The organism is Rhizorhabdus antheiae (assembly GCF_049889055.1).
Lineage (GTDB): Bacteria > Pseudomonadota > Alphaproteobacteria > Sphingomonadales > Sphingomonadaceae > Rhizorhabdus.
The window spans coordinates 653900-665103 of record NZ_JBLTWO010000002.1 but is presented as its reverse complement, the minus strand read 5'-3'; the positions used below and the strand labels follow the sequence as shown (position 1 = coordinate 665103).

The window sequence follows — 11204 nt, the reverse complement described above, 5'->3', positions numbered from 1 at the left end:
ATTTGCTGCACTGCGACAAAATGAATGCGGTCAGGCGGGTTGTCGGTTCTGGCGCATCAGGAACCAGACCGGCAGGCCGATGATCAGAAGAAGTGCGCCCCACAGATTGGCTTCAAGGCCGGCGCCGACCAGCGCCCACGCGCCATAGATGCCGGCCGCTACCGCGACCCAGCGCTTGACCCCGCCGATGCGCAGCGCGGCGACAGCGACGACGATGTACATCACGAGAGCGGCCGTGGTCGCGATCAGGGCGACGAAGGTGAACAGGCTCACCGTCGTCTTGCTCGCATTGAGCGCGAGAATGGCGGTGACGAGGCTGCTCGACAGGAGGTGCGCGCGAACCGGCACGCCATTGGGCGCGAGCTTGGCGAGGCCTCGAGGAAAGACCCCGCCGGCCGCCATCGCTGCCGGCATCTCACCCTGCAGCAGGATCCAGCCGTTCAGCGCGCCGAGTGCGCTGATCATCGCGAAGGCGGCGACGATATGCGCGGCATTGGGTCCCCAATACCGCCCGATCACGTCGGCGAACGGCGCGGCTGACCGGGCGGCGGCTTCGGGCGCCAGCAGCAGGATGACGGCGGTGCAGGCGAACAGATAGATGAGCCCTGTGACGGCGGTGCCGCCGAAGGTCGCGCGGGGTATGGTCTTTTCCGGCTCGGACACCTTGCCGGCAGGGACTGTCGCGGATTCGAGGCCGAGAAAGGCCCAGAGAGTAAGGGTGCCCGCCGTGGTAATCGCGGCCAGCCCGATTTCGGGACGGTGCGGATCGGGCAGGGAGAGGCCCCCCTGCGGCGCCGCAATGGCAGCGATGAGCACGACCGCGATCAGCGGCAATATCTTGAGGAGGGTCGAGACGAGCTGGACCCAGCCGGCATTGCGCGTTCCGCTGATGTTGATCAGGGTCATCGTCCAGACCAGCAGGATCGTTATTGCGGTCGACCAGAGGGCGTTGCTGGCGAGCGCCGGGATGAAGGACGAAAGGTAACTGACCGTCGCGACCGCGATCGCGCCGTTACCGACGAACAGCGAGATCCAGTAGGACCAGGCTATGAAGAAGGCGACGTCCTTCCCGAACGCCGCCCGCACATAGACATAGGGACCACCGGCCTGCGGCATCTGCCGGCACAGGCCGGCAAACACCGCAGCGATGGCGAGACTGCCGGCGATCGTGATGCCCCAGGCCGGAATGACGTTCCAGCCATAAGGCGCCAGACTTGCCGGCAGCATGTAGACGCCGGACCCGATCATGTTGCCGACGACCAGCGCCGTCGTCATCACAAGTCCGAGGGGACGGGCGGCGACACCTGTAGGTGCGCCGCCCGAGCTGTCCTCCTGCCTCAATATTCGAAGCCGAGACGAAGGCCCAGTGTCTGCGGTCGCACGAAATAGGCATAGGGGCGGATCGTGCACTGGCCACAAGGCACCGCGCGGGTGGTCTGGCCCCGGCTGTCGAAGGCGTTGGTCAGGAACAGTTCGGCGTTGATCGCGCCGAAGTCCATGCCCGCCGAGAAGTCCGCCGTCGTGTAGGATGGCAGCCGACCGACGGCATTGGCAAAGGCCGTGCGCAGGTCGGACGAGGCCGAACTGGCATGGGTGACGACGCCCTGGACATGCGCCTTGTTCGCTCCGACAGTGAAGTCGTATCGAGCCGTGCCGGTGGCCTTGAACTTCGGTGTCACGGGAAGGCGGGTGCCCTTGGCAGCGAGAATCGAATTGCCTGTGGCCGGATTGCAGACGCCGGTGGGATCGTCGGTCGCGCAGAGGTTGTTGCGTGTCTTTGCGTCGAGATAGGTGCCGCTTGCGACCAGGGAGAGCCCCTGGATCGGGCGCACCGTCACGTCCATTTCGATGCCCTTGATCCGCGCGTCGGGTCCGTTCCTGATCTCGGTGAAGCTATTGGCGCCCAGATAGGAGAATTGGAATTTCTTCCAGTCCTCGATAAAGACGGCGCCATTGACGCGCAGCTTTCCGTCGAGCGTCGTGAGTTTCCATCCCAATTCGTAGTTGGTCAGATAGTCGGCGCCATAGGGCGCCACCGTCGCGCGGCGGTTGATACCACCCGGACGGAAGCCCCGCGACCAGGTCGCATAGACGAGCGCGTCGGGCGTGATCTTCCACGACAGGTTCAGGCGGTGGGTCGTGCCATCGCCCTTCGCATGCTTCGGACGAACCTTATTGCCGGAGACGTCGCCAAGATTGGTGCAGGGAGCGCCGTCGATGATGGGACCGAGGAAGGCTCCATTGGCGTCGCGATAGCAGGCGGCTACGCCGGTGCGGCCGCTGAAGCCGGTGCCGAAACCGAAGAAGCCGAACAGCGAGTTGTCATATTTGAAAACGCGCAGACCGCCGGTCGCTGTGAGGGTAGGGGTGATGTCGTAGCTCACTTCGCCGAAGGCGGCATAGTCGCGATCAATGCGCTTCTGGTTGGTCAGCCAGATCGTGCCCGGCCGGCCGTTGACCGACGTCGCTGGATCGAGGCCGAAGATCTTGTAATCTTGCAGGATTGCGTGGGTCTGCCGCTGATAGAACAGGCCGCCGATCACCCGGAACGGCTTGTCCGATGGCGAAGCGAGGCGAAGCTCCTGACTGTGCTTCTTGTAGCGATCATTGCCCAGGATGTGCTGCGACGGATCGATGAAGGCGCCGGCGCTGTTTGTGAAGTAGCTCGAGAAGCTCGCCGCCGGGGCATAGAGGATGTCGTAGGCGACCGCGTAATCGGTGTAGTCGCTGAACTGGTTGATCTCGCGGTCGAGATAGGCGGCAGCGTAGGTCAGGTCGAAATCGGCGATCTTGCCCTGTACGGTCAGAGCTGCCTGCCAGAAGCGGTCGTTGCGATATTCGTCGCCGAAATGCTGAACCGCGAGGTCACCGACCTGGGCGTCCGAACCGAAGAAGCCGTTTGCTTTGGTTTTCTGGTAGAGGAAGGTCGGCGTTACCGTCCAGTCGTCATCCAGGTCGATCTGCAGGGCCGCGCGGCCGCCATAGCTTTCGACCGTGTTATAGTCCTTATCGACATCGGCAGTGTTGTTGATCGTAACGCCGCTGGTGAAGGTCCGGGTGCCTGGGACATTGTCGATGAAACCCGCATCCTTCTGGTAGAACCCTACCAGACGGATCGCGACATCCTCGTTGATCGGCTGGTTCACATAGCCTTCGAGCTTGCCGCCGGTTCCGCCCTTCTTGACGTTATTGATCTCGGCATCCGCTCCTGCTGCGAAGCCGCCGGTATCGGGCTTGTTGGTGATGATGCGGATCGTCCCGGCTTGCGACGACGCGCCGTACAGCGTGCCTTGCGGGCCCGACAGTGCCTCGATCCGCGCGACGTCGTAGATGTGGACGTCGAGTGTGCCACCGATTGTCGTGATCGGCTGCTCGTCGAGATAGACGCCGACCGAAGGCAGCGAGCCCGAATGGTTGCCGTCGCCGCCACTGGCGACGCCGCGGAAATAGACGGTCGTGCTGCCGGGCTGCAAACTCTGGAAGCTGACGCTGGTCAGCAGCTTCTGGTAATCCTGAAAGCTCGAAACATTGTAGCGCTCGAGCGTCGCGGTGCCGAGTGCGGTGATCTGGACCGGCACATCCTGCAGATTTTCCGATCGCTTCTGCGCGGTGACGATGATCTCGCCGTCATCGGCGACGGCCGACGATGGCGCCTCCTGGGCGAAGACCGGCGTCAGCGCGGTGGTGGCCATCACCGCCGCACAGGCTCCAGCGAAGCCGCGGAGCCGTCTTGTGTTCATGTCTCGCATTGCAAACCCCTTTTTGTTTCGTTCTTCTGCGATTCTCTTTTTTGTTATGCTTATCTCTTTGCATAGACATCCGGCAGGCTGCCGAGCGCTTCGACCAGCGGTCCGAGCCGGTCGACGAAACGCTGCCACTGGTCGACCGCATCGCGGAAGATCGGCTGGCGCACCTGTTCCGAACTGGGCGTGCGGATCGCCCGCTCGGTCCGGTGGAATTCGAGGCAGGCCGGCTCGAAGGGCAGGCCGGCAAAGTCGAGGAGGCTGGCGATCTGCGCGGCGGAATCGTCGACCATGTCTTCATAGAAGACGCGATGCACGGCGCCCGGCAGCACGCGATCGAAATGCGCCATCAGCCGCACATAGTCGGCATAATAGCGGCCAAGGTCGGCAAGATCGTAGCCATAGGCCTGTCCGCGCGCGAAATTCTGTTTGAAGACCGACCAGCAATTGCCGATCGGATGGCGCCGCGTGTCGATGATCGTGGCGCGCGGCAGGATCAGACGGATCAGACCGACATGCGCCCAGTTGTTCGGCATCTTGTCGATGAAGCGCGGCCGGTCGCTGTGCCGTTGTACCCGCGTCCGTTCCAGATATTCCTCGCCCAGCGCCCGCACCTCGTCGCGCGACAGTTCGGCGAGTTTCTCGGGATAGAGCGACGGCTGCCCCCGCCGGGCATGGCCGCTCAGCCGCTTGGCGATCGCGCCGATGTCGGGCAGCTCGGAGGTTCCCTCCACGGCGCTGTGGCTGGCGAGGATCTGCTCGAGCAAGGTCGAGCCCGAACGCGGCATACCGAGGATGAAAATCGGATCGGCCGCATCGCACCCCCAATCCTCGCGCCCGGCGAAGAAATCCGGGGTGAAGAAGGCGATGGCTCGGTCGACCTGCTCGCTCGTCTCCTCGGCGCGATAGGGCACCATGCGGCGGCGGAGCGTGTTGCCGGCGAGATAATGATCGAAGGCAGGGCCGTCATCGCCACGATCCTCATACGCCTTGCCCAGAGCGAAATCGAGCTGGGCCCGATCTTCCGGCCGGAGAGCGGGCGACGCCAGCGCGGCCTTCATTGCGACGATGTCGGCATCGTCGAAACGGAAGGTCTTGAGATTGGCGAGGCTCCACCAGGCTTCACCGGTCTCCGGACGCAGCGCCACGGCACGACGATAGGCGGCAATGGCCTCCGGCGTGCGGCCGACGGTCTTGAGCCCATGTCCGTGGCTCAGCCAAAGCCAGGGATGTCCGTCATGCTCGGCGAGCAGCTTTTCATAGAGCGCGATCGAGCGGTCATGCTCGCCGAGTTGCGCCAGTGTCGCGGCTTGCAGGTTGAGCGCGGCGCGGTCGGCGGGGTTCTTGGCCAGCAGGCGATCGACTTCGACCGCGGCATCGGCGGGGCGGGCCTGGCGGAACAGGATCAGCGCGAGATTGTGCCGGGCCGCATCGAACTCCGGAGCCAGTTCGAGAGCCCGGCGCAGCAATGTCTCGGCGTCGCGGTAGCGGCCGATGCGACCCGCCACTTCGGCCAGCATCCGGATCGCGGCTATGTCTGTCGGACGTTCGCGCAGCGTCTGCCGCAGCAGGGCTTCCGCCTTAGGAATATCGTTGGTGACGAGCGCGTGTCCTGCCTCGATCAGGCGCGGATCGGTTGCGGCTGCCGCCAGTTCGCGAGCGGTAGCGGCCTGCGCGGCGGCATCGTCCCCGGCGGCGCGCTGGAGGTCGGCGATCATCCGCCAGGCGGGGGCATGGTTCGGCACCTGCGCAACAAGACGATGGGCTGCCGCAAGCGCGCCGTCCGGATCGCCGGCGCGCTGGCACGCCTGGGCCAGAAGCAGCAGGGCATCGGGTTGGCGCGGGATGACCTTCAATATCTCGCGGGCCTGTTCGGCGGCCATGGCGGGCGCGTCGCCGAGCATGCTGCGAGCATGGCCCAACGCCGTTTCGAGATTGGACGTCGTCGCTGTGGCCCCTGAACCCACGCATTGCCCCGCAAGCTGTAGAGACGACAGAAGAAACCGGTGCGGGGGGAGTGTCAACAAGGATGTTAGCTGTTGCGGAACGCGGTTCGTCGCCGCACAAGGCCGTGATGCAAAAGACACAGTCAGGGAGATCGATGATGCGTCACGCCTTGTTCGCCGGAGTCGCGGCAATCCTGCTTTCGGTGGCCGGTCCGGCTGCGGCGCAGGAAGCGAAGCTGGTCGCGATCAAGGCCGGACGGCTCGTCGATACCGCCAAGGGCGTGGTGCTGACCGATCAGGTCATCCTGGTTTCCGGCGCCAAGGTCATGGCGGTGGGCCCGGCGGCTTCGACGGCGATTCCGGCCGGGGCGGCGATGATGGATCTGTCGGGCAAGACGGTCTATCCGGGCCTGATCGACACGCATACCCATGTGACGGGCGATCCCACGACCAGCCCCTATGAAAGCTACCATCTGTCGGTTCCGCGTCAGGCGGTGACCGGCGCCGCCAATGCCCGCAAGACGCTGCTTGCCGGCTTTACGACAATCCGCGACGTCGGTTCCTCGGGCTATTCGGACATCGCTCTGCGCGACGGCATCGACGCGGGCGAGATCCCCGGACCGCATATCTTCGCCTCGGGTCCCGCTCTGGGCATCACGGGCGGGCATTGCGACGATAATCATCTGGCGCCCGAATATAGATATGAGGAGGAGGGCGTAGCCAATGGCGCCGATGCGGTGCGCGCTGCCGTGCGGCGCAACATCAAATATGGCGCAGACCATATCAAATATTGCGGCACCGGCGGCGTTTTCTCGCGCGGAGACAAGCCGGGCGCGCAGCAATATACGCAAGAGGAAGCCAACGCGCTGATCGCCGAGGCCCATCTGCACGACCGCCCCGTCGCGGTGCACGCGCATGGTGCCGACGGCATCAAGGTGGCGATCCGCGCCGGCGCGGACTCGATCGAACATGCCAGCCTGATCGACGACGAGGGCCTGAAGATGGCCAAGGCCGCTGGAACGGTCCTGTCGATGGACATCTACAACACCGAATATACCCAGTCGGAGGGGCGCAAGAATGGCGTGCCTGAGGAATCGCTGCAGAAGGATCGCGACATCGGCGATATCCAGCGGGAGAATTTCCGCAAGGCGGTGAAGATGGGCATCAAGCTCAGCTACGGCACCGATGCCGGTGTCTATCCCAATGGCGACAATGCGCGGCAGGCGGCAATCATGGCGCGTTACGGTATGACGCCCATGCAGGTGCTGCAGTCGGCAACGGTGGTGGGCGCGGCGCTGGTGCGCAAGCCGACGACGCTCGGTCAGATCGCGCCGGGCTTCTCGGCCGACATCGTTGCGGTCGACGCCGATCCGCTGGCCGATATCCGTGCGATCGAGAAGCCGAGCTTCGTGATGAAGCAGGGCGACGTCTATCTGGGCGACGCCGCGATCTGCGCGGCTTCGCCGTCGCGCTGGGGCTGCGCCGCACCCGCGCGCTGAGCGGGTGTTGCATCCGGCGCGACGCTTTTCCGGGCGTCGCGCCGTCGATGCAACGAAACCGCAACAGGATCTTCATGCGCACGTCACTCTGAGAGCCGAGAGGCGCCTCCCATAGGATTTCGAGGGAGGCAGATATGTTCAGGGATATGTTCGGCGCGAGCCGGGCCGTCATTGCGCTCGGCTTGATGGCGTCGAGTGGTGCCATGGCCGGCACCATCGTCGGTATGGTTTCGGACGCGTCGGGCACGCGCGCGCTGGAAAGCGCGCAGGTTCGCATCGTCGAGTTGAAGCGCGTCGCCGAGGCGGGGCGTGACGGCAGTTACCGCTTCGCCGACGTGCCGGCGGGTACCTACACGATCGAGGCCCGCTATGTCGGCGCCCCCACCGTGACGAGCAGCATCGTCGTTCCCGAGAGCGGCGAGATCCGTGCCAATCTGGCGCTGGGCGGCGATGAAGCCGGATCGATCATCGTGATCGGGCAGCTGGCGAACCAGGCGAGCACATTGTCGCGCCAGCGCGCCGCGGATGGTGTCGAGAGCGTCCTCACCCGCGATGCGATCGGCCAGTTTCCCGATCAGAATGTCGCGGAATCGCTGCGCCGTCTGCCGGGCATCAACATCCTGAACGATCAGGGCGAAGGCCGCTTCGTCTCGATTCGCGGCCTCGACCCCGAGCTCAACGCCTCGACGGTCAACGGCGTGCGGCTTCCGGCACCGGAATCGGACGTCCGCTCGGTCGCGCTCGACGTGATTTCCAGCGACATCATCGAATCGATCGAGGTGCGCAAGTCGCTCACCCCCGACATGGACGCCGATACGATCGGCGGCTCGATCGACATCAAGACGACCAGTGCCTTCGACCGCAAGAAGGACCTCTACAAGATTTCGGCCGAGGGCAGCTATAATGAGCTGACCGACAAGACCTCACCCAAGGGCAGCCTCGACTTCTCGACCCGGATCGGCGAGGATTTCGGGATTTCCGGCGGCCTGTCTTATTACCGGCGCCGCTTCGCGACCGATAATATGGAGATGGATGGCTGGGACATCGACGACGCCGGCAACGCCTATGCCGACACGGTCGAATATCGTGACTATGACGTGACCCGTAAGCGCATCAGCGCCTCGCTGTCGTTCGATGTCCGCGTCGGCGACTACACCAAGCTCTATGCGCGCGGCCTCTACAGCCAGTTCGACGACCAGGAATATCGCCGTCGCCTGATCTTCGAGATGGACGAAGCGCCGAGCAGCAGCACCGCCAATGGCGCGACCTTCCTGTCCGATGATGGCGAGATCAGCGTGCAGCGCGACCTGAAGGATCGCTTCGAATCGCAGAAGATCCGGACGCTGTCGCTGGGCGGCGAGACCGACACCGGCGTGTGGAAGGCCGTCTATTCGGCGAGCTGGGCCAAGTCTTCGGAGCGCGAGAATGGCTCGATCGATCCGGTCGTGTTCGAGCGCAAGTTCGAGGATCCCGGCGAGTTCGGCGTCGCCTTCGACTATAGCCGTCCGAAGTTTACCGGTTACAGCATCACCACGGGGCAGACCGCATTTCTCGACCCCTCGGAATATGAGTTCGACAAGGTCGAGCGTACGACGCTGAGCGATTCCAAGGACGAGGAATTCGCGATCAAGGGTGATCTGTCGCGTGAGTTCGCGATGGAGAACGGCGTCTTCACGCTGCAGGCGGGCGGCAAGCAGCGCTGGCGCAAGAAGAGCTACAACGCGCAATTCGACATATATGATGGATATCCAACCGACCTGACGCTCGAGGACTTCCTTGGCGAGCAGGACTATGGGCTGGCGTCGATCGATCCCGTTCCGGCCAAGCGCAGCTTTCGCGGCTTCTTCTCGAACAATCTCGGCGCGTTCGAGCTCAATGACCTCGATACCATCCAGGCGTCGGCGGAGTCCGACTACAGCGTCCGCGAGGACATCACCGCCGGCTATCTGCTCGGCCGCTGGGACAGCGCGAAGCTGCGTCTGATCGGCGGCGTCCGCGTCGAGCGCACCCGCAACCGGATCGGCGGCAACCAGGTCACGCTGGTGGCCGAGGGCGACGAGTTTGGCGGTGTGACGGTCGATGAGGACAGCGTTTTCGTCGACGCGCAGACCTTCAAGCGGACTTACACCGACTGGCTTCCCAGTTTTACCGTCCGCTATGAGCCGGTCCGCAACCTGGTGTTGCGGGCGGCCGGCTATAAGAGCCTCGTCCGCCCGAAGCTGTCGCAGCTGGCGCCGCGCGCGATCATCGAGGATAATGAGGGCGAGTTCGGCAATCCCGCGCTCAAGCCCTACAAGGCCTGGAATGGCGATCTGGCCGTCGAATATTATTTCGGCCGGAACGCCGCGATCACCGCGGGTGTCTTCTACAAGAATATCAAGGATTATGTCGTCGAGGTCGTCAATCAGGACGTCCCCTATAACGGCCTGATCCTCGACGAGGCGACCACCTTCGCCAATGGTCCGAAGGCGACGGTCAAGGGCTTCGAGTTCAGCTACAGCCAGGCCTATACCTCGCTGCCGGCGCCGTTCGACGGGCTGCTGACCCAGATCAACTACACCTATACCGACGCCACGGGTCGCGTGGGCACCGATGGCGACATTACCGATCTGCGCCGTATCCCGCTGCCGGCTTCGTCCAAGCACACGTTCAACGTCGTGATCGGCTATGAGAAGGGCCCGCTCAGCCTGCGCGCGGCCGGCACCTTCCGCGACAAATATCTCGACGAGCTGGGCGACGATGCGACCACCGACCGCTATGTTTCCAATCACTTCCAGCTGGATCTGAGCGGAAAATATCGGATTACCGACAATATCCGCATGTTCGCCGAATGGGTCAACGTGTTCGACCGACCCTATTTCGCCTATCAGAATCTCGACGACCGTCGCCGGCTCCTGCAATATGAAGAATATAGCTGGACGGCGAAGTTCGGCGTGACGGCAAGCTTCTGATGCGCGGTTTCAGCCTAGCCTTGGTAGTCCCGCTACTGGCGGGATGCGCGGCGCGGGAAATCCCGGTCGAGCAGCGCATCGCGATGGCGGCTCCCGCCGCGACGGTCACCGCCAAAAGCGAGACCGTGCCGGTGGGGACGTCGAACGCAGATGCGGCCGACGATCCCGCCATCTGGCGCAACCCGGCATCCCCGGCGGACAGCCTGATCGTCGGAACCGACAAGAAGGCGGGGCTCTATGTCTACGGGCTCGACGGGAAGAGCCGGGACTTCGTCGATGCGGGCCGGGTCAACAATGTCGACCTGCGCGATGGCGTGGCGATGCCGGGTGGACCGGGCGTGCTGGTCGTCGCCAGCGATCGCAACGACGTCACCCAGGCAAAGCTCGCGCTGTTCCGGCTCGATACTGGCACCGCCAAGCTGACCCCGCTCGGAACGCTCGCGGCCGGCAGTGGCGAGGCTTATGGCGTCTGCCTTTATCGCGAGGGGATCGTCCTGCACGCCTTCATCGTGTTGAAGGACGGCACGATAAACCAGGTCGCGATCGACGCCAGTGGCGCCCAACCGACGGGCCGCATCGTCCGCACGATGAAGCTCGGCACCCAGTCGGAGGGTTGCGCCGTCGACGATCGCTCCGGTCGGCTCTATGTCGCGGAGGAGGATATCGGCCTGTGGCGTTTCGATGCCCATGCCGCCGGGGCGACGACGCCGGTCAAGGTTGCGGCTGCGGACGGGCGCAACATCGTGACGGACGCCGAGGGCGTGGCCATCGCGGCGATCGGCGCCGATCAGGGCTATGTGCTCGTGTCGAGCCAGGGCGATAATGCCTACGCCGTGTATCGCCTGTCCGACGACAGCTATGTCGGCCGCTTCCGGATTGCGCGCGGTTCGGTTGGTTCGGTCGAGGAAACCGACGGCATTGACCTGATGCTGGGCGACTTCGGACCGGATTATCCGGGTGGCCTGTTCGTCGCGCAGGATGGCCACAATGATGGCCGGGCGCAGAATTTCAAGCTGCTTGCCTGGCGTGACATCGCGGCCGCGCTTGGGCTGACCGACTGACGGC

Annotated in this window: 6 protein-coding genes; 3 read left to right on the top strand and 3 right to left on the bottom strand. The window is 64.2% G+C overall.

Features of this window, described 5'->3' with window-relative positions; genetic code table 11:
• Window positions 1-30 precede the first annotated feature (30 nt).
• The 3 genes from ACNI3R_RS07480 to ACNI3R_RS07470 form a co-directional block, all read right to left on the bottom strand.
• On the bottom strand, window positions 31-1275 hold the full coding sequence (locus ACNI3R_RS07480) for an amino acid permease (RefSeq protein WP_426181390.1): 1245 nt from the start codon (window positions 1273-1275) through the stop codon (window positions 31-33).
• Between the two features lie 62 nt (window positions 1276-1337).
• Complete coding sequence (locus ACNI3R_RS07475) at window positions 1338-3749, bottom strand: TonB-dependent receptor (RefSeq protein WP_426181387.1); 2412 nt, start codon at window positions 3747-3749, stop codon at window positions 1338-1340.
• Window positions 3750-3799: 50 nt separating this feature from the next.
• Window positions 3800-5647, bottom strand: coding sequence for a sulfotransferase (locus ACNI3R_RS07470; RefSeq protein ID WP_426181493.1), 1848 nt, complete (start codon window positions 5645-5647; stop codon window positions 3800-3802).
• Window positions 5648-5844: 197 nt separating this feature from the next.
• Here ACNI3R_RS07470 and ACNI3R_RS07465 point away from each other — a divergent pair, with 197 nt between their 5' ends.
• The 3 genes from ACNI3R_RS07465 to ACNI3R_RS07455 all read left to right on the top strand — a co-directional run bounded on the left by ACNI3R_RS07465 (window position 5845) and on the right by ACNI3R_RS07455 (window position 11200).
• Window positions 5845-7188, top strand: coding sequence for a Xaa-Pro dipeptidase (locus tag ACNI3R_RS07465; protein ID WP_426181384.1), 1344 nt, complete (start codon window positions 5845-5847; stop codon window positions 7186-7188).
• A 134-nt stretch (window positions 7189-7322) separates the two neighbouring features.
• On the top strand, window positions 7323-10139 hold the full coding sequence (locus tag ACNI3R_RS07460; protein WP_426181382.1) for a TonB-dependent receptor: 2817 nt from the start codon (window positions 7323-7325) through the stop codon (window positions 10137-10139).
• Window positions 10139-11200: a phytase gene (locus ACNI3R_RS07455; protein ID WP_426181379.1), complete on the top strand. Its 1062-nt coding sequence runs from the start codon at window positions 10139-10141 to the stop codon at window positions 11198-11200. The genes ACNI3R_RS07460 and ACNI3R_RS07455 overlap by 1 nt, the downstream gene beginning before the upstream one ends.
• The last annotated feature ends 4 nt before the right edge of the window (window positions 11201-11204 follow it).